At 31.1% G+C, this 23,207-nt stretch carries 24 protein-coding genes and 1 tRNA gene; 13 read left to right on the top strand and 12 right to left on the bottom strand.

Features of this window, described 5'->3' with window-relative positions; all coding sequences use genetic code 11:
- On the bottom strand, positions 1-866 hold an 866-nt coding region (locus RMO70_RS00975), incomplete at its 3' end, for a hypothetical protein (protein WP_310554547.1).
- A 182-nt stretch (positions 867-1,048) separates the two neighbouring features.
- Here RMO70_RS00975 and RMO70_RS00970 point away from each other — a divergent pair.
- From RMO70_RS00970 to RMO70_RS00960, 3 genes are read left to right on the top strand one after another with little or no spacing between them, the layout of a single operon-like run.
- On the top strand, positions 1,049-3,052 hold the full coding sequence (locus RMO70_RS00970; protein WP_310554546.1) for an ATP-binding protein: 2,004 nt from the start codon (positions 1,049-1,051) through the stop codon (positions 3,050-3,052).
- Complete coding sequence (locus RMO70_RS00965) at positions 3,052-3,672, top strand: response regulator transcription factor (RefSeq protein ID WP_310554545.1); 621 nt, start codon at positions 3,052-3,054, stop codon at positions 3,670-3,672. The genes RMO70_RS00970 and RMO70_RS00965 overlap by 1 nt, the downstream gene beginning before the upstream one ends.
- A 50-nt stretch (positions 3,673-3,722) precedes the next feature.
- Positions 3,723-5,294 carry an FAD-dependent protein gene (locus tag RMO70_RS00960; RefSeq protein ID WP_310554544.1) on the top strand — a complete coding sequence of 524 codons (1,572 nt, stop codon included), beginning with the start codon at positions 3,723-3,725 and terminating at the stop codon, positions 5,292-5,294.
- Between the two features lie 7 nt (positions 5,295-5,301).
- On the opposite strand, the gene RMO70_RS00955 is transcribed toward RMO70_RS00960, so the two are convergent.
- Positions 5,302-6,195 (bottom strand): hypothetical protein, encoded by an 894-nt coding sequence (locus RMO70_RS00955; protein WP_310554543.1) that lies wholly within the window; start codon positions 6,193-6,195, stop codon positions 5,302-5,304.
- A 309-nt stretch (positions 6,196-6,504) separates the two neighbouring features.
- Between RMO70_RS00955 and RMO70_RS00950 the strand changes: the two genes are divergently transcribed.
- Complete coding sequence (locus tag RMO70_RS00950) at positions 6,505-6,681, top strand: hypothetical protein (protein WP_310554542.1); 177 nt, start codon at positions 6,505-6,507, stop codon at positions 6,679-6,681.
- Positions 6,682-6,859: 178 nt separating this feature from the next.
- The gene (locus RMO70_RS00945; protein WP_310554541.1) at positions 6,860-8,440 is read left to right on the top strand and encodes an NADP-dependent glyceraldehyde-3-phosphate dehydrogenase; all 1,581 of its coding nucleotides are present in this window, start codon (positions 6,860-6,862) and stop codon (positions 8,438-8,440) included.
- A gap of 69 nt (positions 8,441-8,509) precedes the next feature.
- Here the strand turns inward: RMO70_RS00945 and RMO70_RS00940 are convergent, their stop codons facing one another.
- Positions 8,510-8,986 carry a GNAT family N-acetyltransferase gene (locus tag RMO70_RS00940; protein WP_310554540.1) on the bottom strand — a complete coding sequence of 159 codons (477 nt, stop codon included), beginning with the start codon at positions 8,984-8,986 and terminating at the stop codon, positions 8,510-8,512.
- Positions 8,987-9,105: 119 nt separating this feature from the next.
- On the opposite strand from RMO70_RS00940, the gene idi reads away from it, so the two are divergent.
- From idi to RMO70_RS00910, 6 genes are all read left to right on the top strand, one after another.
- Positions 9,106-9,633 carry an isopentenyl-diphosphate Delta-isomerase gene (gene idi / locus RMO70_RS00935; RefSeq protein ID WP_310554539.1) on the top strand — a complete coding sequence of 176 codons (528 nt, stop codon included), beginning with the start codon at positions 9,106-9,108 and terminating at the stop codon, positions 9,631-9,633.
- 48 nt (positions 9,634-9,681) lie between these two features.
- On the top strand, positions 9,682-10,092 hold the full coding sequence (locus tag RMO70_RS00930) for a 6-carboxytetrahydropterin synthase (RefSeq protein WP_310554538.1): 411 nt from the start codon (positions 9,682-9,684) through the stop codon (positions 10,090-10,092).
- Positions 10,092-10,547 (top strand): peroxiredoxin, encoded by a 456-nt coding sequence (locus tag RMO70_RS00925; RefSeq protein WP_310554537.1) that lies wholly within the window; start codon positions 10,092-10,094, stop codon positions 10,545-10,547. The genes RMO70_RS00930 and RMO70_RS00925 overlap by 1 nt, the downstream gene beginning before the upstream one ends.
- A gap of 3 nt (positions 10,548-10,550) precedes the next feature.
- A complete protein-coding gene (locus RMO70_RS00920) occupies positions 10,551-11,519 on the top strand; it encodes a type I phosphomannose isomerase catalytic subunit (protein ID WP_310554536.1) in 969 nt (322 codons plus the stop codon).
- A gap of 73 nt (positions 11,520-11,592) precedes the next feature.
- Positions 11,593-11,859, top strand: coding sequence for a hypothetical protein (locus RMO70_RS00915; protein WP_310554535.1), 267 nt, complete (start codon positions 11,593-11,595; stop codon positions 11,857-11,859).
- A 78-nt stretch (positions 11,860-11,937) separates the two neighbouring features.
- Positions 11,938-12,011: transfer RNA gene (locus tag RMO70_RS00910), tRNA-Thr, on the top strand.
- A gap of 109 nt (positions 12,012-12,120) precedes the next feature.
- Here the strand turns inward: RMO70_RS00910 and RMO70_RS00905 are convergent.
- From RMO70_RS00905 to RMO70_RS00865, 9 genes are all read right to left on the bottom strand, one after another.
- Positions 12,121-12,831 carry a DUF4369 domain-containing protein gene (locus tag RMO70_RS00905; RefSeq protein ID WP_310554534.1) on the bottom strand — a complete coding sequence of 237 codons (711 nt, stop codon included), beginning with the start codon at positions 12,829-12,831 and terminating at the stop codon, positions 12,121-12,123.
- Positions 12,832-12,915: 84 nt separating this feature from the next.
- Positions 12,916-14,751: a peptidase M61 gene (locus RMO70_RS00900; RefSeq protein ID WP_310554533.1), complete on the bottom strand. Its 1,836-nt coding sequence runs from the start codon at positions 14,749-14,751 to the stop codon at positions 12,916-12,918.
- Positions 14,752-15,028: 277 nt separating this feature from the next.
- The gene (locus RMO70_RS00895) at positions 15,029-16,426 is read right to left on the bottom strand and encodes an alpha/beta fold hydrolase (RefSeq protein WP_310554532.1); all 1,398 of its coding nucleotides are present in this window, start codon (positions 16,424-16,426) and stop codon (positions 15,029-15,031) included.
- 34 nt (positions 16,427-16,460) lie between these two features.
- Positions 16,461-17,042 carry a YIP1 family protein gene (locus RMO70_RS00890; protein WP_310554531.1) on the bottom strand — a complete coding sequence of 194 codons (582 nt, stop codon included), beginning with the start codon at positions 17,040-17,042 and terminating at the stop codon, positions 16,461-16,463.
- Between the two features lies 1 nt (position 17,043).
- Complete coding sequence (locus RMO70_RS00885; RefSeq protein WP_310554530.1) at positions 17,044-17,322, bottom strand: DUF2089 family protein; 279 nt, start codon at positions 17,320-17,322, stop codon at positions 17,044-17,046.
- Positions 17,323-17,444: 122 nt separating this feature from the next.
- Positions 17,445-17,723, bottom strand: a complete 279-nt coding sequence (locus RMO70_RS00880; RefSeq protein ID WP_310554529.1) for a DUF2805 domain-containing protein — start codon at positions 17,721-17,723, stop codon at positions 17,445-17,447.
- A 95-nt stretch (positions 17,724-17,818) separates the two neighbouring features.
- Complete coding sequence (locus RMO70_RS00875; RefSeq protein WP_310554552.1) at positions 17,819-18,643, bottom strand: sterol desaturase family protein; 825 nt, start codon at positions 18,641-18,643, stop codon at positions 17,819-17,821.
- 51 nt (positions 18,644-18,694) lie between these two features.
- Positions 18,695-19,291 (bottom strand): alpha-ketoglutarate-dependent dioxygenase AlkB, encoded by a 597-nt coding sequence (locus RMO70_RS00870; RefSeq protein WP_310554528.1) that lies wholly within the window; start codon positions 19,289-19,291, stop codon positions 18,695-18,697.
- Position 19,292: 1 nt separating this feature from the next.
- On the bottom strand, positions 19,293-20,186 hold the full coding sequence (locus RMO70_RS00865; protein ID WP_310554527.1) for a DMT family transporter: 894 nt from the start codon (positions 20,184-20,186) through the stop codon (positions 19,293-19,295).
- 136 nt (positions 20,187-20,322) lie between these two features.
- Between RMO70_RS00865 and RMO70_RS00860 the strand changes: the two genes are divergently transcribed.
- Positions 20,323-20,907, top strand: a complete 585-nt coding sequence (locus RMO70_RS00860) for a murein L,D-transpeptidase catalytic domain-containing protein (protein WP_310554526.1) — start codon at positions 20,323-20,325, stop codon at positions 20,905-20,907.
- An 87-nt stretch (positions 20,908-20,994) separates the two neighbouring features.
- Complete coding sequence (locus RMO70_RS00855) at positions 20,995-23,202, top strand: ATP-binding protein (protein ID WP_310554525.1); 2,208 nt, start codon at positions 20,995-20,997, stop codon at positions 23,200-23,202.
- The last annotated feature ends 5 nt before the right edge of the window (positions 23,203-23,207 follow it).

Below are 23,207 nucleotides of genomic sequence, written 5' to 3'. Positions count from 1 at the left end.
TCGGTTCCAAAATTTTCTATAATATTTGGATAATTAAAAAAACCTATGAAATTACCTTTATCAGCAAAAGTATATGGGGCTGTTAGGTCGGCATATCCAGTTAAATTCATACCATGCATTCCACCTCTGATTGTGTTTCCAAATATATAATTACCCGAGCTTGCGCCGGCTAGGTCTGTTGGTATTACAGCAGTTGATGCAGTACCAAAGCGAGAATTGACCATAATAATCCCTGTGGATCCACCAATCATTGGGCCACCAGCTGTAAAAACATTGGCACGCTTCATATTTATTATATTGAAAGCAATTTCGTTGCCTGTACAACCATCTGTAGCGCTTTCTCTAAACAGTCCAATACCGTATTCCATCATAGCAGCTCCCGCAGTATTATTATCATTAAGAGTAAATCCGGCCAAAACTGTATTATTGGTACCTACTAATTTTACCATTCCATCTGGACTAGCAGCGGAGGAGCTGGTTCCTACACCAGCATTTATTATGGATGTTGCTGAGTCGCCAGAGATTGTAATGTAGCGTCCTGCACTAGTAGCAGCATTTAATGCTGGACTGCCAATTGTAAACCCTTTTGGTGGAGCCGTTTCTGTTCCAGAACCCGCATATACATAGACGTCGCCAGACATTGCAGTAACTGCATTAAGTGCGGTTAAAAAATTTCCTAAAGATGTGTAGCTCGCAGCCAATGGTGGCGTAGTATTGCCTAATGGAGTGCCTACTGTAATCGGTATTTGCGCCTGCATCTTTGCAGCACTGAGCAACATAAAAAACAATAGCATTACCATTGTTGTTGTCCAAAATTTTCCTTTGGTAAAGGAGCGAATTGGTTTTCGAAGTAAGATTCTGTTCATAAAAATTGGTTTTTAAAATTAATTACGTTTTTGAATTTTTTAATTATGTGTTTTAATCTTCTAAATTCAGATTACAAAGTTGACCTAATAGAAAATGAATTCATATAGGGGGAAACCCCTGAATTTTACTGAAAACTTTTTTATGAATTTTAATTAGATACTTTTGCTAAAAAAATATACAAATGTTTAGAAAGTTTATAAAACCAATAAAAATTCTTTTGTTACTTTTCGTAATCTCCTTTTTATATGCTTGTAATGGCAAAAAAGAAAGTGATGTAGTTTTCGAAAAAGAAATCCCAGCCAAAGAGGATGCCACCAAAGCCTATTTACATCAAGTAGAAAACTACAAAAAAGATAAAAAATATTTATCGGTTTTATATAAATACTACAATCAAAAAATTGCGGAACATAATTATTTAAATGCTGCCGAAATTTTAGATATAGCTTGTGTTTATCTAGCCGATTCTTATGATTTTAACGAAACCTTTATGGCTACAATTACAGAATTTGACGCTAAATATAGAAAGGAAGTTCCTACACTAAAAACCACTTTTGTGGACGCTTATTTAGCTAATTATTATTTCGACAAATCCAATTTAAAAAAAGCGTGTGACTATTTTAAAAACATCACTTTATTAGAACCTAATGACTACAACAGTTGTTATAGTATTGCTAGAGCTTATTATGATTTGTCCTATATACATTATATTATGGGCAAACAAAATTTAAGTTTAGCTGCCAATCAAAAATCGTTTGAATACTTCACTAAAATAAATAACCCTAAAGGCTTGGCTTTTGTATATTCCAATTACGCAAATATTTATACTGCTATTGGCGATAAAAAAAGAGCTGTTGAAAACGCAGACAAAGCCATAAAAGCATATAAAAGTATTAATAATACATATAATGTTTACATCGGTTTAATCAATAAAATTTCGATTTATGATTTTATGAACGATTCTCGAAAAACAGCACTAATCGATTCTACTTATCAAGCGTTTGTTGATAGTAAAGATGAAAGTAAAATATTAAAACTTAAAATATTTGATTTTAAAATTGAAAATTTAGTACAAGCGAATAAATTACCTGAAGCTAAAAAAGTAATTGACGAATTGAAACCAATAGTTGAAGAAATTAATTCTGATGATTTAACCTTAGAATACAAAGTTGCCGTAGCTCAATATGAAATAAAAAAGAATCCAGATTACTCTAATTTTGAAGATATAAAAAAAGCATTGCCAACATTAATAACCAATCAACAATACGAAAAGGTCAATATGTTTTATGGTGTTTTACAAATAAGTGCACTTCAAAATAATGATTTTAAAAATGCCTTTACCATCGAAAAAGATAAACGAATAATTGCCGATAGCATATCTGATATTGCAACAAGAGAAAAAATAGCTGAGCTTGAAGCTATATATGAAACCCAAAAAAAAGAACAACAAATCACACTTCAAAAAACAACAATTTTAAATAAAAATACGACAATAGCACTTTTAGCGTCATTGTTTTTAGGATTATTTTTAACAGTTGTTGTTTATATTACGAAACAAAAACAGAAAAAATTAAAACTTGAAAAACAAAATGTGCAACAATATACCAAACAATTACTCGAAAAAACCGAAGAAGAACGCAAACGCATTGCCAGCGATTTACACGATAGCGTAAGCCATGAATTATTGAGTTTAAAAAACTCGTTTGAACAAAAAACCGATATAACTAACTCTAAAATCGATTCGATTATAAATGATATTCGTATTATTAGTAGAAACTTACACCCAATACTATTTGACAAAATTGGATTAAAAGCAAGTGTAGAACAATTAGTAGAAAGAGCACAATCTGTAAATGATTTTATGGTAACAGCTGATATTGATTATACTAATTCCCTATCAACCAATGATGAATTACAAGTATATCGTATCATTCAAGAAGCCTTGTCAAATATTATAAAATATGCCAATGCAATAGCAGCAAAAATTGCTATTCAGGAAAAAAACAATAGTATTTCCATCGAAATTAAAGACAACGGAAAAGGTTTTAATGTTTCTGAAAAACTCAACGGAAAAAGTGCTTTTGGATTGCATAATATTATTGAAAGAAGCAGAGCAATTGGTGGCGAAGCGAAAATAAATTCTGATACAAACGGAACAATTATAACTATTGAAATTAAAAAACAATAATGAAAATACTAATTGCAGACGATCATCCGTTTACACTACAAGGAACAAAAAGCTTCGTAGAATCTTACGGATATAAAGTAAGCGATTCATGCTCAAACGGAATTTCTGCTTTAAATTTAATACAACTTCATACACCAGAAATCGCAATTTTAGATATTAATATGCCTGGACTTGACGGTTTGGATGTGGCTAAAAAAGTGCAAGAAAGTAAGCTAAAAACCAAGATTATTTTGCTCACCATGCACAAAGAAATGACTATTTTTAAGAAAGCTAGTGAGTACGGAATTTATGGCTATATTTTAAAGGAACACGCTCAAACCGAACTCGAAAAATGTTTATTAGAAGTTGCAAAAGGAAACAAATATATCAGCCAATTTTTAGAAGATGATTTAGTTGTTGATAGTAAAAACGGTAATGACGAAATTGCTAAACTAACTCTATCTGAAAGAAAAATTATAGAACTTATTACTCAACAAAAAACAAGCAAACAAATTGCCGAATTACTTTTTTTGTCTGAAAAAACTGTTGAAGGACACCGAAGCAATATTATAGAAAAATTAGGTTTGCCTAAAGAGAAAAACACGTTGTTAAAATGGGCAATTCTGCGAGCAGATATTTAAATTTCTGCAATGGTATTAAATTGTTTATTTTTGTGCATTAAAATTCAGTAATGCCAAAAGAACTTTTACTTCAAGTTACACCCGAAATTGCATCAAATGAAAATTTGCTAAAACATCATTTATCGAAACAAATTAATGTTTCGGTGAATGAAATTAAGCATATTTCGATTTTAAAACGTTCTATTGATGCACGTCAAAAAGCCATTAAATTCAATTTGAAAGTCAATATTTATTTTCAAGATGAGGTTTTTATAGACCAAAAAATCGAACTTCCAGAGTATAATGATGTTTCAAAATCACAAGAAGTAATTGTAATAGGAGCAGGTCCATCAGGACTTTTTGCAGGTTTGCAACTCATAGAATTAGGTTTGAAACCAATTATCGTTGAGAGAGGAAAAGATATTCGTGGCAGAAGAAGAGATTTAAAAGCCATAAATGTTGATCATATTGTCAATGAAGATTCTAACTATTGTTTTGGGGAAGGTGGAGCAGGAACGTATTCGGACGGAAAATTATATACACGTTCAAAAAAACGAGGAGATATAGATAGAATTCTTCAATTATTAGTTGCTTTTGGAGCTACTCCAGATATTATGGTCGAGGCCCATCCGCACATTGGAACCAATAAATTACCACAAATCATTCAAGACATTCGAGAAAAAATAATTGAGTTTGGTGGACAAGTATTATTCGAAACTCGAGTTACTGATATTTTAGTGAAAAACAACGAAGTTGAAGGCATCGAAACTCAAAATGGAGAGCGAATTCTTGCCAATAAAATTATTCTTGCTACAGGACATTCTGCCCGTGATATTTTTGAATTATTAGACCGAAAAAAAATTCTAATCGAAGCCAAGCCTTTTGCATTGGGCGTTCGAGCAGAGCATCCACAGAGTTTGATTGACCAAATTCAATATTCTTGCGATTATCGTGGCGAACATTTGCCGCCAGCGCCATATTCTATTGTAAAACAAGTTAATGGGCGCGGAATGTATTCGTTTTGCATGTGTCCGGGTGGTGTAATTGCGCCTTGTGCAACTGCTCAAAACGAAGTGGTTACTAATGGTTGGTCTCCATCAAAACGAGATCAAGCCACAGCAAATTCAGGAATTGTTATTGAATTAAAACTCGAAGATTTCGAACCTTACAAGAAATTTGGTGCTTTGGCAGGATTAGAATTTCAGAAGCAAATAGAACAAAAAGCTTGGAATTTAGCCGGAAAAACGCAGAAAGTTCCTGCGCAACGTATGGTCGATTTTACTCAAAATAAAGTTTCTAGTTCCATACCAAAAACGTCTTATGTACCTGGAACCACATCAGTAGAAATGGGACAAGTTTTCCCCGGATTTTTAAGCCAAATTTTGCGCGAAGGTTTTACCGAATTTGGTAAAGCTATGAAAGGTTATCTTACAAATGAAGCCATTCTGCACGCTCCTGAATCAAGAACATCATCACCAGTGCGAATTCCAAGAGATAACGATACTTTAGAGCATCTTCAAATAAAAGGATTGTATCCTTGTGGTGAAGGCGCTGGTTATGCTGGAGGAATTATCTCGGCAGCTATTGATGGCGAAAAATGTGCTTTGAAAATTGCAGAAAGCTTGAAAATTAACTTGTTTTAAAAAGCAGCTATTTTTCCATCTTTTCATATAAATTGTGAATTTTAAGCAGTATCACACCAAACACGATTGCAGTTACAATTAGTACAATATTCAATATTCCCTCCGTACTAAAAGATAACTTAATCAAAATGGTTGAAATTATAAAGCCTGAATTTCTAATTACCCTACTAAATTTATCTGAGTGCAAGAATGAAAACAACAACAACAAAACATCTACAAGAATCAGTATCGTAAAAAAATCATCAAAAAACACTTTGTTTATGTCTTTAATGTCGGTAACAATTTTACTGATAGAAAAAAAGCTTTCATACAACCAGTGTCCAAGACTATAAATCGAGAGTGCTAAAAAAACAGGAACTAAACAAGTGGCTATAGTCTGTTTTAAAGAGATGAATCTCATGATTTTTGGTTTGGCAATTTCAGGTTCAGTTGGGATTCCCTCTTTAACTAGTCTATAAAAAATAAAAATTAGAAAGAATAAAATTAGAATAGCAATTAAGTCACTTGTAAATAAGATATCATTTTTGATGAAAAACCAGTTGGTAGAAAATTCTACATTTGACAAATCTTTAAAAATTCTTCGTATCACAATTAATGAAATTATTTCATATTGTTTTCCAATATAAATTGAGGTCGATTTCGGTAAATAATACAACAATAAATAAACTTCATAAATAAGTATAAATGAAAATGGAGTATAAATGGCTGATATTGGATTGCTCAATAATTTTGAATGATCATTAATCACAATTATATCCAGGTTTACTAAACCAATGAGTAATAAGTGCAAAAGGAAACTTATTATGGCAAAGTATATTATGACGACTTCGCTTTTTTGTTTTACTTTTTCCGAGAGAAAATAATTATAAAAAGTCAATAGTATTTTATTTGATTGCGACATATTTTTTGTTTAACAAAAATAAATAAAGAATAAACAGTTTTTTATTTTATTTTTTTGTAAATTTACAAATAGCTTGATAGTAAATCGTTTAACAACTGTTAAGATGTTTTAAATTATAAAAAAATAATTATGTTTAATAAATTCAAAAAGTCAGAACTTTTCACCTTGGTTGTTGTAATCTGTTTAATTTTCATATCTGAATATATTTATTTAGTAGAAGAAAATTTCGAAAAAGCAGTTTTTATAGGTCTTTGGCCACCTACAATTGTTGGGTTGTTAATTTTCTTTAATTTAAAATTAAAAAAATAGATGAAAAATTTAGATGTATTAATATTTACAGGTATTGTGGTAATCTGTTTTATCAGTTTTTTTATATCAACATTCAGAGCATTTGAAAATATTGCAACCAAAAACGATTACATTTCTAAAAAGCGGGGTATAATATCTCGATTTTTAGCCTATCTAGAAAGTTTAGTTGCTGATTAGTGTTGTTTTTATTCAGTTTGCATTTTTATTGAATAGTTAATTTTAGTCTCGCAATAATTTTTTCGTTTAAGTATTTAACTTTTCAATGCTATTTATCATTATATCGATATCGTAAATTCTTATCAAGAAAGCTTTATTTTTATGTTTCAAAATTTGTATTTTTATCAAAAACTATGCTATGAATTTAATACCTGACGAATTTAAAATTACTTCACTACTTACACAAGATACTTATCTAGTAAACGGAGAATTAAAAAAATGGACTGGCGAGACCACTTCAGTTTATTCAACAATTTCTTCCACAGAAACCTATCAACCTACAGTATTAGGATCCATTCCTTCTATGGGGGAAGTGGAAGCCAACTTAGTGGTTGAGGCAGCTGTTGCGGCCTATGATAAAGGGCAAGGATTGTGGCCAACAATGAAAGTGGTAGATCGAATCAAGTGTATGCAAAATTTTGTAACACAAATGAAAGCGACACGAGCTGAAGTGGTAAAGTATTTAATGTGGGAAATTGGAAAATCACTACCCGATTCTGAAAAAGAATTTGACAGAACAGTAGAATATATTAATGATACCATTGAAGATTATAAACAATTAGATAGGAATTCTGCTCGCTTTACAAAAAGTCAAGGGGTAAATGCCATGGTAAGACGTGGGCCATTGGGAGTTGTTTTGTGTTTGGGACCGTATAACTATCCTTTAAATGAAACTTTCTCATTGCTTATTCCTGCAATAATTATGGGAAATACGGTTATTTTTAAACCAGCAAAACATGGTGTTTTGTTATTATCGCCATTGTTGGAGGCTTTTAGAAGTAGTTTTCCAAAAGGCGTAATCAACATTGTTTATGGTAGAGGCAGAGAAGTGGCTTCTCCTATTATGAAATCAGGTAAAATAGATATTTTAGCGCTCATTGGAAATAGCACTTCCGCCATTGCTTTGCAAGACCAACATCCAAACAAAAATAGATTGAGACTTGTATTGGGTCTAGAAGCTAAGAATCCAGCTATTATCTTACCTGATGCCGATTTAGATTTGGCCATCCAAGAATGTATAGCGGGAACTTTATCTTTTAACGGACAACGTTGTACTGCCTTGAAAATTTTATACGTGCATGAGTCTGTTGCAGAAGAATTTAACAGAAGATTTGCCCAAAAAGTCGACGAACTAGTTTTTGGAAATCCATGGGACAAAGCAGTATTATTAACCCCATTGCCTGAAAAAGAAAAACCAGCCTACATTCAAGAATTAATTGATGATGCCACTAGCAAAGGAGCAAAAATAATTAATACAAAAGGAGGAGCGTTGTCGGATAATTTTATTTTTCCAGCTGTTTTATTTCCTATTAATAAAGAAATGCGAGTGTATCATGAAGAGCAATTTGGGCCAGTTGTGCCTATATTAACTTTCAAAAATATTCAAGAACCATTGAACGACATGGCCGAATCTAATTATGGTCAGCAAGTAAGTTTATTTGGCAGAGATATAAAAACGATTGCGCCACTTATTGATACCCTAGTAAATTTAGTTTGTAGAGTGAATTTAAACAGCTCATGTCAGAGAGGGCCAGACGTTTATCCGTTTACTGGAAGAAAAGACTCTGCTGTAGGTACTTTAAGTATTTATGATGCTTTGAGATCTTTCTCTATAAGAACTTTTGTGGCTTCAAAAGACAATGAGTATAATAATGAAATATTGCAAGCTTTGTTGAACAGTAAAGAGTCTAACTTTATTAGCACAGATTATATTTTGTAAAAGCTTAATATTACTTTAAATAAAAAAAACAATCCGAAGATTGTTTTTTTTATTTAAAGTAATATTAAGCTAGCTTCTGTTTTGAATATCCAATCGCATATTAATTAAGTGTTTTTTGAAACCTACTTTTTCATATGCACTAATAGCAGATGGATTATCATTGTAAACATCTAATCGTAATTCGAAAATGTTTTTAGTAGCGCACCATTCTTTCAAATAGTCAATTATTTTGGCATTTATTCCTTTGCCACGATGTTCAGTATCAGTATACATAAATCCTAAATAGGCATATAATTTGTGATTTAAGTATGGTTTTGCTTCTTCAATTCTGGCATAGCCTGAACCTACAATTTTAGTTCCTATTTCAGCTACTGCCACTTCAATAGTCGGAGCTAAAATCATTTTTTCAATATTGTAATAGGTTATTTTTTCTGACTTTAAAGTAGGGTCAAAAGGACGCTCAGTTTCAATAATTCCTTGTTCAAATTCAAGTAGAATAGGTAAATCTTCTAGTTTTGCTTTTCTGATTTTTAACATTGCATCCATTGTAATTGTTTTTTAGTTTTCAAAAATAAATAATTTAATCTAAAACAATTTGAAACAGAACGTTAAACGATTATTATAAAAAAATCTTTTTTCGTATTTTTACCAAGTAAAATCTATTTATGACCGAAGAACAAGTAATTTTAGTTAACGAAAACGATGAACAAATAGGTTTAATGCCTAAACTCGAAGCCCACGAAAAAGCAGTTTTACATCGCGCATTCTCCGTATTTGTTTTAAATAGCAACAATGAGATTATGTTGCAACAACGTGCTCATCACAAATACCATTCGCCATTATTGTGGACTAATACGTGTTGCAGTCATCAGCGCGCTGGCGAAACCAATATTCAGGCTGGAACTAGGCGGTTGGAAGAAGAAATGGGTTTTACAACAGAACTTAAAGAGCTTTTTCATTTCATTTATAAAGCGCCTTTTGACAATGGTTTGACAGAACACGAATTGGATCATGTGATGATTGGATATTATAATGAAGAACCAAAAATTAACAACGATGAGGTCGAATCTTGGAAATGGATGGCTATTGATGCTGTGAAATTAGACATGCAACAAAATCCAGAGCAGTATACCATTTGGTTTAAGATAATTTTCGATGAGTTTTACCATTTCCTAGAAGATCATAAATTGTAATTCAATGACAATTTCAAAAATAAATTTCAATATTAAATCAAAAATCAAATGCGAGTAACTATTTCCAGAAAAGCTCATTTCAATGCAGCACATCGATTGTACCGAAAGGATTGGTCTTTTGAGAAAAATGATGCTATTTTTGGCAAATGCAACAACCCAAATTTTCACGGTCATAATTATGATTTGACTGTTAGTGTAACGGGCGAAATCGATCCGGAAACGGGTTATGTGATGGATGTGAAGTTCCTTTCTGATATCATAAAAACAGAAATAGAAAATAAGTTTGACCATAAAAACTTGAATCTTGATGTTCCAGAATTTCAAGATTTGAATCCTACTGCCGAAAATATTGTGGTGGTAATTTGGAGCAAAATTAGAAAAAAAATAAAATCAGAATTCGATTTAGAAGTTGTTTTATATGAAACACCACGAAATTTTGTAACTTATAAAGGAGAGTAATGGCGTTAAAAGTAGGAGATATAATTCCGAATTTTGTATCAAATGACGGAAACGGAAACATTTTTGATGTAGCAAATTATGTCGGTAAAAAACCATTGGTTATTTATTTTTATCCAATGGACAATACACCAGGTTGCACAGCTCAAGCGTGTAGTTTTCGAGATCAATACCAAGATTTTACAGATTTAGGTGCAGAAGTAATAGGAATAAGTAGTGACAGCGAGAAATCTCACGAAAAATTTGCTTCCAAATACAAATTACCCTTTATTTTGCTTTCGGATAATGACAAGAAAATACGCAAACTGTTTGGAGTTTCAGCTGGTTTGTTTGGACTTATGCCTGGACGTGTAACTTATGTAGCGGATAAAAATGGAAAAATTGTACTAATTTTTGACAGTATGATGGCAACAAAACACATTCCAAAAGCACTTGAAGCAATAAAAAAATTGGTTTAGTTTATGAAATTTCAACCCTATCCCATACAATTTTATCCAATTCTGAAAGACAGAATTTGGGGTGGAGAAAAACTCAAAACGTTTCTTCACAAGCCTATCACTTCTTTGATTACTGGCGAAAGCTGGGAAATCTCAACTGTTGAAAACGATATAAGTATTGTTTCAAACGGATTTTATTCAGATAGTAGTTTGAATGAATTGTTATCAGTTTATCCAAAAGAAGTTTTAGGAACTGATGTGTATGAAAAATTTGGAACGCAGTTTCCGCTACTTTTTAAATTTTTAGATGCCAAACAAGATCTGTCAATACAAGTGCATCCTAATGATGTGTTAGCAAAAAAAAGGCATAATACTTTCGGAAAAACGGAGATGTGGTATGTGATGCAAGCTGATGAAGGTTCTAAAATTATTGTTGGTTTTAACGAAAATTCATCATCGGAAGAATATCTACATTATTTAAAAAACAAATCACTAACTTCTATTTTAAAAGAAATTCCAGTAAAAGTTGGGGATGTTTTTTTTCTAGAAACTGGAACAATTCACGCCATAGGCGCAGGGATAGTTGTTGCAGAAATACAACAAACATCTGATATTACTTATCGTGTTTACGATTTTGATCGAAAAGATGCAAATGGGAACGAGCGCGAATTGCATATCGATTTAGCGCTTGAAGCGATTAATTACAACACAACAAAATCGCAAAAGCACTATTCTAAAAATACAAATGTATCGAATGAAATTGTTGATTGTCCATTTTTTACAATCAATTTTATTCCGTTAGATGGAAAATACGAATGTGTTAAAAATGAAAACCACTTTCGAGTGTATATGTGTGTTGATGGTTTTTTTGAATTAGAGTATAATAAAGTAATATTAAAATATAAAAAAGGAGATACGCTATTAATTCCTGCTGCAATGGAGTCCTTTTTTATGATTGGAAAAGGTTCGCTACTAGAAATTTATATTTCATAGTCCATATTATAAAGATTATATGTACTTTTGCACCGAATTTATAAAAAAAATAAATTTCTAAATAAAAATAAAAATGGCAAACGTTAAGAATTTAAAGAAAGACATCAACTACGTATTAGGTGATATTATTGAAGCAGTTTATTTATACGAAATGACTACTACAGGACAGCCTACTGAAGCTACAAATGGTTTAATCGATGAAGCTATAGCTACTTTTGATGGTTTAATTGTAAAAGTTAATGCTAAAAATGTAGAAAACAAAAAAGCACATTTCAAGCAGATAAATGTAGATTTAGAAGCGGCTGCAAATCAGTTGGTTGGAAAAATCAATGCATTGTAGTTAAAAATATTTCAAAAAAAGCGTGAAAATATTTTGGAAATCCAATTTTCGAAATTATATTTGCAGCTGTATTGAGTCGCCAGCGTAGCTCAGTTGGCTAGAGCAGCTGATTTGTAATCAGCAGGTCGTGGGTTCGAGTCCCTCCGCCGGCTCAAGTAAACCATCACTTTTTAGTGATGGTTTTTTTATACAACTATTTGTGAGTTTTGAACATAAAAAAACCATTCGAGTGGAATGGTCATTTATAATATAAAGAATAATTTATTCTTCTTTCTTTCTATCTGCTACATATTCTTTAAGTTTCAAACCGTATTTTGATTTTGCTACTTTCGGAGACATCGATTTTTGAATGGTGTCTAAATACTTCATATTTATATCAAAAATATCAGTCAAAGCGATATATGGTGATACTTCGTAATCAGAATGTGTAACGGCAAAATTCGCCGCATACAGATAGCGACGTCTTAAAAGAACATCTTGTTTTTTAATATTATCTTCTTTAGAAATCACTTTTTTGCCTTTTAAAGCCATCAACTCGTCTTTTACTAATTCAAGTTGTTCGTAGTTGAATTCTGAGATAATATCTTTATATTCAAGATACAATTCATTGTTTTTTGACCCCGTAACTTTAGCTTTTGCTAAAAATAATTCTAGTTCTGTGTCAATAGTCATCTTGCCTGGTTCTGCAAAGAAAAGTAAATTGTTATCTACAGAATTTGAAACACCACGATCCACATATAAATATAACATTTCAGGTGAATCGAGTTTGATGTTGCTCACAAAATTAGAACTTCCGTTTAGGATTATGCTATCAAGTATCACAAGTGTTGAGTCTTGAACTTTTTGTATGTAAAGTTTTCCTTTTTTTAAACCTTTAATATTTCCAGTTATCTCCACTGAATTTGTTGATTTTTCTTCGCCACACGAAGTAAGAATAGTTACTGATAGTAAAGCAATTAGTATTTTTTTCATTCTATTTTTAATTTGGCGCAAAATAACAAAAAAATCCTCAAATCACTTAAATTTTGAGGATTTAATCGGTATTATTTAGTTAAATTATCCTTTGAGCCACGACTCTTTTAGGTTTTTTTTGCTTTGATCTGTTACTTCAAATGTATCGGATAGTTCTTTGGGTAAAACAACTTTGCCTTTCAGCTCTGTTACTTTATTATCTCGCTTTATTTTTAGGGTAATTTTATCATTTTGTTTCCAGTTTTGACTTTCAGATAATAACTCGTAAATATTGTCAAGATTGTACTTTTTGTTATTTACACTTGTAATTACATCTCCGTTTTGAATGCCTAAACTACTATAAAATTCAGGTAGTTCTTCATTTGGAATTACTTTTATTTCTTTAGTGCTTTGATCCACATCTATATATGGTTTTTGGCCTTTTAAAAAAACATTTCCAGTTTTTGAACTCGCTATTCTGCTTACTCCAACTTTTGCAAAATAGTCATCATATGGAATTGAATTTGAGCCACTAACATAAGTTTCTAAAAAAAATTTAACTTCTGGATAGGTCATTGCAGTGACTATGTCAAAAAGTTCATCGTCATTAAACGGTTTTTTTGCACCAAACTTGTTTGACAATTTTTGCATTAAATCGAGCACTCCTTTTTTGCCATTACTCTTTTCTCTAATAATAATATCGATGCACATTCCTATTAATGCTCCTTTTTCATATACATTCAAATATTGTGATTTGTAGGGTTCTATTAAAACATTTTCGCTCATTTTGGTAAATGGCATCTTATCATTCATTGCTGAGGCATTGATAATTTTACTTGATAGTCTTTTGTAAAAATCTTCTTCAGTAATTAGCCCCTGATTTACTTGAAATAAATTAGCAAAATATTCTGTTATTCCTTCATACATCCATAAGTGTTTTGACATTTTGGGAGCATTGAAATCAAAATAATGTATTTCGTTTGAATGAACTGTTAATGGGGTTACAATATGGAAAAATTCGTGTGAAACTACGTCAATTAAGGCTTCAACCATTTGCTCTTTTGGCATCATTTCAGGCATTACAACCGTTGTCGAGGTAGGATGTTCTAAAGCGCCAAAACCTTTTGCATCTGGTTTTTTTAGATCTGATAAATAGAGTAAAACGGCATATTTCTTTGTACTGTTTATTTTTCCAAGAAATTTCTTTTGGGCTCGCATCATTTTTTCCATTTCAGTAGAAATATCAGTTGCTTTATAATTCCCGTTTGGGGAATACACACTAATTAAAATTTCCATACCATCGACTGTGAATGTAGTGTAATCTGGTTTGGTATACATAATAGGATGGTCTATTAATTCCGCATAACGACTCATTTTATAAACATCAACTCTATTACTTTTGTTGGTATCTGTCATAGATGTTGATCCAAATAATGTTTCAGAATGTGTAATAGTTACCGTATATGGAGTTTCATTTGTATGAGAAAAGAAGCCTACAAAACCATGTAAATTCAACATATAATTGTTTGGAGAAATGTTAGTTCCAGCTGGTGAAAACACTTTGTGTTGCGATTCTATATCGTAAGTATCGTTTACTAAATATGTAACTTTATACAGTTTTTTTGCTTCAAAAATTTTCCAAGTACTATCATCTATTTTTATGATTTGAATTTCATTTCCTAACGAATCATACGCTTTTAGACTTTCAATATATTTTCCATAATTGTCAATAGAGTAAGTGCCTGGAACTGTTTTTGGAATATTAAAAAAAACATTATTCTCCATTGATGGAGGAACCAAGACAGTTACTGCCACTTTATCGTTTTTAGTATCATTTAGGTTTATTAATACTTCAATTGCTTTTTGGTTATTAGCCATTTGCCCTGATTTACAACTCCACAATAAAGTAAGTATCACAAGTGCGTAAACTATTTTTTTCATCTAACTATTTTTGATTGCTAGGTTATTAAACGATAAAAGTATAAAAAACTTATGTAGCATTCCATTTTTTACCTATCATTTATTGATTTCAAATATAGTTTAAAACTATGCACTCTTTGTACATTTCTCGCTTTAGATTCTAAAAATTTTACCTCGAATTAGACTAATTTCTATGAATTAATTCGTAGAAATTAGTCTAATTCGAGGTAAATACTCGTTTTTAGCTTGCAGATTTAGTTTGCAAAACCATAACTATAGGCTTTAAGTTTGTAATGGTTTATTTTACTTGTAGTGCAATCCATTTTGAAATTTCTTGTAATGCTATAGGTGAAAATGTCTGTTCAATACTACCATATTCATTAGGTGAACCTGTTTTGCATTCTTGAAATAAGTGATTTAAATTTGGAATTTCTATTGTGGTTATTTTTTTATTGCCACTTTTTGTCAAAATATTTTTTATAGCGACTAAGTTTTCTTTTGATGGAACTTGCAAATCTTTTTCGCCGTTCAACGCTAAAACGGGACATTTAACTTTTTGTAATGCTTGGGTTGGATCATATTTTATAAAATACTGCATCCAAGGAGTAGCAATTTGATTCAATTGTATTTTTATAAAATCATCATCAGACATTCCTGCTGGTTTTACTGATGTTAGATTTTCTTTTAGTGATTGTTTCAGATGAATTGATAAATCGGTTTTTAATTGTTCTAATTTTTTTGATTTTTTTACAATCTTGAAAATATCGATATTAGCATTTTTTGTTTTTTGAATTTCTGTATCAGGTACTCCAGATGCTTTTGCAATCAACTCTTGTTGTAGCAAAAGAATTTGATCTCCGGCAATTCCAGGTCCAGCTAGTAAAACGATGAAGGCAATTTCTTTGGATTTTGCTGCTAGCATTGGAGCTATTAATCCACCTTCGCTATGTCCTATTAGTCCAATTTGGTTTTGATTTATCTCCGTTCGAGTCTTTAAATAGTTTACAGCGGCTTGGGCATCTGTAGAAAAATCTAAACTAGTTCCTGTTTTGAAATCTCCTTTTGACTCTCCAGTTCCTCTGTCATCGTACCGTAGAACCGCAATTCCGTTTCTAGTTAAGTGGTCTGATAAAACCAAAAATGGTTTGTGCCCTAGAATTTCTTCGTCTCTGTTTTGTGGGCTACTTCCACTAATTAGAACCACTACAGGAAATTTTCCTTCTTTTTTTGGAAGTGTCAAAGTTCCAGCCAAAGTGATTCCTGCTTGTTTGTTTTCAAATGTTATATCTTCTGATATATATGGATAAGGTTTTGTAGGTACTTGTGGTCTTACTATTTTTTCTTTTTGGACTTTTTCTTTAGATAATAGTAATGGTATGGATTGTCCTGCCTGTTTAAAATTACCATTTATAGTGGAATCTTTCGCAAGAATTCCTTCAAATTCAATTCGTGCATTTGCAATGGCGATTTTTAAAATTGAATTTTCAAAACTCGTACTTGTAGTTGGAATTCCAAAAGCTTTTTGGTCAGGACTATCCATCGTAGATGTATATCCATTTTCTGATTTGTTTATATTGAAGGTAATATTCAATTGCATTCCTGGAATTTTTAATATGCCATACCATTTTCCTGAAATGTCCTGTGCGAATGTTGATGCGGTTGTCAATACTATGATAAGTAAGATTGTTTTTTTCATTTTGTATGAATTTAATTTATGGTTTTACTGTGTTTTAAGCTAACTGTGAAATTAGTATTCTAGAGAGATAATCTGCCATAAATACAGCTATTGCAAAATATATTTTGTGATTGGTTTTCTTAAAGTTAGTTGCCGTTTTGAAACCATTATAGAGCAAAACGATTGCCCAAATCAAAAGCGCTAGAGATGCTATTGCGAAAAGTGGGAGTATAGGAAAATCAGTTACGGTTATGTTTTTAAACTCCCTAGCAACAATCATTGTTTTTAATGATTCGCTGGAATTATACATATAATCATTAATATTTGAAAAACTCACTAAATACAATGGTATTTTAGCAAACAAACTAGTGTTTAAAATGTCAATAAATCTTGTCTTAGAATTTATAATTTTACCAATTATAAATAAAACTACCGATAAACAGAGTAGTATAACAACCGATTGATAACTTGTTTTAATAAGGCTAATTGTACCATCAAATTGAATTTTCATAAATCCAATAGCATTTACATTGAATAGGAAGAATAGAAATGTACCTAGTATATTTGCAAATACTCCTATAGCTAATAAATGAACGGAATTGTATTTTTCGAATGGATTAAAAAATAGTTGTTTCATTTTAAAGCTTTATTTTTAAATTATTGATTTTCAAAATAATATCATCCAGTTTGTTTCGAACGGTTGGATAACTATTCCCCATTTGAGAAGCCATTTCTTTCAGGCTTCCGCTGGTTAATAAAAATTGAAGGATGAAATTTTGCTCTTCTTCAGAAATTTGAAGGAGTAAGGGTAACGAATAATTACCAGAAACGGATGTAGAGCATTGGCTACAGGAAAGCTGTGTTACGGAAAGGGAACTTTCACAGCTGGGACATTGAATGGGAAGTTTAGGTTGCATACATATGATTTAATTGCACACAAAACTAAATAATATTTAAGTATAAATCAATTTTATTTATAAAATAATTGATATTATTTATTTTTAATAAAAAAAACTCCTGTAAAAACAGGAGCTAAAATTTAATCAAATTTATTTTTTATATAATATTTTCCGTCTAAATCTTCATCAAAATCATCAATTTTGATTTGTTTGGGTTTGGGTTTTGCGGCATTGGCTTTCTTCTTCCAGGTCTCAAATTTGTCGGCAGAAAGTTTCTTCTTCATTATTTCTAGCACTTGTTTCTCATCAATACCAAGGTCTTTTTTGATGATTTCAAAAGGATTTCTTTCTTCTTGTGCTAATGTAATTAGTTTTTGAGTGTCATCCCAACTCAACTCTACGTGTTTACTCTTTTTCATTTTTTTTATTGAAAATAATGCTGTTTTCTGATTAAACAATTTATATACCAATATTAATAAAATTTTAAATACTTTTCAATTATTTTTTTAATTTTTTATGTTGTAGGGTGTCTGTAATTTTTGAAAGGAATTTTGATTAGATTGGACAACTCATTATTCTCCTTAGAATCCATATGCGTATCAACGCCATAAACTATCTTATTACTAGGTAACGTCATAAAGGTACCGAATAATCGGTCCCAAATCGAAAATATATTTCCGTAATTACTATCGGTATATGGTAAAACATAATGGTGATGTACCTTGTGCATATTTGGAGAAACAATAAGATAACTCAATATGTGGTCTAGCTTTTCTGGCAACGCTATATTAGCGTGATTGAATTGTGTGGCTATAACTGAAAGGGTCTGATACAGAAAAAACAACCATATAGGTGCACCAACAAATAGTATGGCTAAAGTAGTAAACACAAATCGAATCACACTTTCTCCAGGATGATGTCTGTTTGCAGTAGTCGTATCAACCCAAGTATCGGTATGATGGATGAGATGAAAACGCCATAAACTTTTTGTTTTATGTTGCACTAAATGCGCTAAATAGGCACCTACTAAATCCATAACAAACAAACCAAGTAGTGCTTGAATCCAAAGTGACTCAAGCGGTAGCCAATATAGTAGCCCAAAGTGATTTTCAGAAGCCCAAACCGAACTTTTAAACAATATAAAAGCCAATGAAAAGTTGATTAAAATGGTAGTTAACGTAAAAAAAATATTGATTCCTGCGTGATGCCACTTTTTATAATTCATTTTTAACAAAGGGAAACCACTTTCTAATAACCAAAAAAAGGTGATTCCACCTACTAGAATTAAACTTCTATGTGATGATGGAATGGTTTCAAAATATTGCGTAATTTCAGTAATCATTATATTTAATTTTTTTATCAAATTTATAAAACAATAACTTAAATAGCACTATTTGAGTATTCTAAAAGTCAGATTAATTCTTGAATCAATTTTTTTAGCAGTTTTTGGAATTTGATGCTTCCAAAAATGCTGTGTTGTTCCTTTCATTAGTAGTAAACTTCCGTGTTGAAGAATGATGTTTCTCTTTGTATCTGGAAGTGTATTGTGTTTCAGTTGAAAAACCCTTTCAGCTCCAAAACTTACTGATGCAATTATTGGATTTCGACCTAATTCTTTTTCATTGTCTGCGTGCCAACCATTGCTGTCTTTACCGTCGCGATACTGATTGAGTAAAACGGTGGTAAAATTCTCGGGACAAACTTCTTCAATTTTATTTTTGATATGCATAAGGAGTGGTGACCAAGAATTTGGTTGCATAATAATGTTAGAATATCCATAAGGTTTTCCTTCATTTCCGAACAAAGAAGTGAGTCTAGGTTGTGGGTGTGTTTTGCCAAAAACCGTAATATTATCTTGTTGCCATGGAATTTCGTTTGCAAGTTTTTCAAATAATTCGTTGGAATTCTTGAAATCAAAAAAATAGGGATAATATTCGACCTCGGCATCAGGCAAATCAAATACTATTTTATCATTAAGAAAAAGCATTTTATTTCTTTGGGAATTTGATATTCATAATCACAATGGCAAGTATGATAAGTACAATCCCAACCCATTGTCCAAAAACAACATTTTCGTTTAAAATAAAAAATGCCATTAGTACTGAAACAGGTAACTCCAAAGACGAAACGATACTGCCTAAACCAATTCCTGTATGAGGAAATCCTGCATTCATTAACATAGGTGGAATTATGGTACCGAAAAGCGATAGGACAATTCCCCACTTCATAAATATTTCAAAGTTAAATGGAGTAACTTGAGTGGCAATAGAAAATCCAAAAACTATTATAGCACCTCCTAAAAGCATATACAAACTTCGTTGCGCCGAAGAAATTTCTGTAGCGACTCTGTTTGCGGTAAACATTGTAGTAGTAAACGAAGCTGCTGCAAGTATTCCCCACATAATGCCACGCCAATCCATATTGATATCCGTTTTTAATAAATTTGTTGCGAGAGCAGTTCCAATAAGAACAATAACAACAGCTATTATTTTTTGCAACGAAGGTGCTTTTTTGTCCAAAAACCATTCAAGTAAAACACCCATCCAAACGGTTTGCATTAGTAATACTATTCCAATCGAAACAGGAATATATTTTACCGCTAAATAATAAAAAACACTAGTCATTCCTAACGAAGTTCCAGCCAGCATTAAATGATATATATTTTTACCAGAAGCTTTCATAGCTGTATTCTTATTTCTAGCTTTTTGAAATGCATTGATAATTAAAATTCCAATAATACCCAATACAAATTGTGATGTAGTTACTTCGGCAGTGGTGAAATTCTCTTGATAAGCGAGTTTTACAAAAGTAGCTAGCATACCATAACTTGTGGCGCCTAGTCCAACTAAAAAGACTCCTTTTAAAATCGTATTGTTTGTCATTTTTTTTAAAAATTTAAGCTGGCAAATATAGTTTATTGTAGTGAACTTTAGAACTGAATGTGTTTTTTATTTTCAAAGGAATGAAAAATTAGGAATGATTTTTGATATTTATTTTCACGCAAATCTCCCTACAATTATGAATCGCTTTTTACCATTATTCTTACTCATACTCTGCAATTGCAATACAAAGACTGTTGAAAAAGACTATATCACAAAACACCAAGAAGCTTTGAGTTATTGCAAAGAAAACGGTTTTAATGATAATTATTATTTCTTGATTGATTTAAGTTTGCATTCTGGTAAGAACAGATTTTTTGTTTATGATTTTAAAGAAGTAAAAATTACAAATCAAAATTTAGTTACGCACGGAGCTTGTGATCATTTTTCAGTGAATTTGAATAAATATAAAACGGCTAAATTTTCAGATAAAATAGACAGTCATTGCTCTATGAAAGGGAAATTTAAAATTGGCAAGCGTGATTATAGTTCTTGGGGAATTAATGTGAAATATTGGTTGTATGGTTTAGAAGTCACAAACAAAAGTGCAGTTGACAGAGTGGTTGTACTTCATTCGTGGTCAAAAGTTTCAAATAAAGAAATAGCTCCTGATTATTCGCCATTAAGTTGGGGTTGCCCTGCTGTTTCTGATGTTTTTATGAAAAAATTAGATGTAAAGCTTCAGGGTTCAAAAAAACCAGTCTTACTATGGATTGTGGATTAAAAGAAACGCTATCGGAACTTAAATTATTTAAAAATTTGAGATATATTTATTATATTTGGTAATCTTACCTTTTTCTAATCTTTTTTTATGAATAAAAACAGTACAGATGAACAAAAAATTACTTCTTTATTAGAAGAGTCCTTTACTGTACGTGTCAACAACTTAACTAAAAGTGTGCAACTTGCTGAGGAAGCGTTGGTATTAAGCAAAAAAATAAACAGTAAACCATTAATTGCTAAATGCTTAAATCAATTGTCATTGTACTTTATGGTAATTGGCGATACCAAACTTTCTGCAAAATATGCTAAAGAAGCAATTGTCTATTTTGAAGAGTTAAATGATGAACAAGGCATTGCAAACGCAAAATACAACATTGCTGGAGTTCATTATAAAACCAATAATTATCAGTTAGGAATTGTCTATTTTATTGATGCATTAAAAATATATCAGAAATACGAAGACTGGTTTAATCAATCCCGAGCTGAGAAATCATTAGGAACAATTTACGAACTTATTGGTGATTTATCAAATGCAAAAAAATCTTATAAAAGCGCGATACAATCCGCAAAAAAAATTAACGATCTTAATCTGGAATCTAATGCATACAATACTTTATCAGGTATTTTATTGAAGAAAAACAAAGTTGTGGAAGCTTTTGAAATGATTCAATTGTCAGTTAAATTAAAAACAGAAACCAATGATTTAAGAGGTTTAGCTTTCGCAATATATGGTAGAGGAAAAGTTTATCTATATAAAAATGAATTTCAAGAAGCCGAAGCTGATTTTCAAAAAGCGGTTAAAATGCATATTGAAACAGGTGACTCCGTAGGACTATCTATGGCATATATTAAGCTAGGGGATATGTATTTGAAAAACGGAGTATTAGATAAAGCAGTAATAAAAGCAAATGAAGCGCTAGAGATTAGTATGAAATACAATGTAGTAATGATAAAAATTAAAGGCTATCATTTGCTATATAGAATTTTTAAAACGGATCATAATAGTGCAGAAGCATTAAAATATTTTGAATTATTTCTCAAAGAAAAAGATGAAGTACTCAATTCTCAAACACTTAAAGTTATTGAAAGTTATGACACCATTGTCAAAATGAATACTTTTGAAAGAGAACGACAGTTACAAAAAGAAAAACAAGAATTACTTGAGAAAAAAAACAAAGATAAAATTGAATCGTTGCGTTTGAAACAAGAGTTTTTATCAATAATGAGTCACGAAATAAGGACGCCTCTAAACGCAATTACAACAATAGTTTCAATGTTAGATTTGGACGATAAAAATATGTTGTCAAGTTTAAAGTTTGCTTCAAATAATTTGATAAATATTGTGAATGATATTCTAGATTTTACAAAGTTAGATTCAAATAAAGCTAAAATTGAGACAAATCCTGTAAATTTTAAAGAATTTACTGATAATATTGCTACTATTTATAATTGTTTGGCTACTGAAAAAGGATTGGACTTTAGTTTTAAAAACGAAATAGCTTCAAATACTACCTATTTGTTAGACGAAACAAAAATTACTCAAATCTTAACAAATCTGATTACTAATGCTATCAAATTTACAGATAATGGTCGCATTGAAGTTAGTATAACAAAAGTAGCTGAGGCCAAGTATTTCGACACTTTATTATTTAAAATATCTGATTCTGGAGAAGGAATATCTAGAAATAATCTTTCGGAAATATTTGTAAGTTTTTCTCAAATCAAACCAGTACTTACCCGAAAACAAGGAGGAACTGGGCTTGGATTGGCAATTGTTAAAAAACTAATTGAGCTGCATAAAAGTAAAATCGAAGTAAAAAGTACCTTGGGTAAAGGTTCAGAATTTTATTTTAAACTTAAATTAAAAAGAGGTAAGCAAATTGAAACTTGTGCTGTTATGAATTTCTACGAGTTGAATAATAAAACAGCTTTGTTGGCTGAGGATACTCCCATAAATGCTTTACTAATGAAAAAATTGCTTTCTAAATGGGGAATTTCTACTGATCATGTTATTAACGGAAAACTTGCTGTTGAGAAAGCGAATCAAAAAAAATACGACTTTATCCTAATGGACATTCATATGCCAGAAATGAACGGGTTTCAGGCTGCAAAACTAATTAAAACGAATAATAATCTCAATAAGAATACTCCAATATTTGCTTTAACAGCTGATGTTACATCTGAAAATAATGAACAAAATCGATTTCTTTTTAATGATTTTTTGTGGAAACCATTAGAAATTGAAAAGCTATATGCAGCTTTGGGTAACGAGATTAATAAGACAATTTTGTTGTAATATTT

The organism is Flavobacterium sp. (assembly GCF_031422135.1).
Lineage (GTDB): Bacteria > Bacteroidota > Bacteroidia > Flavobacteriales > Flavobacteriaceae > Flavobacterium.
This window is presented reverse-complemented; position numbering and strand designations above follow the sequence as displayed.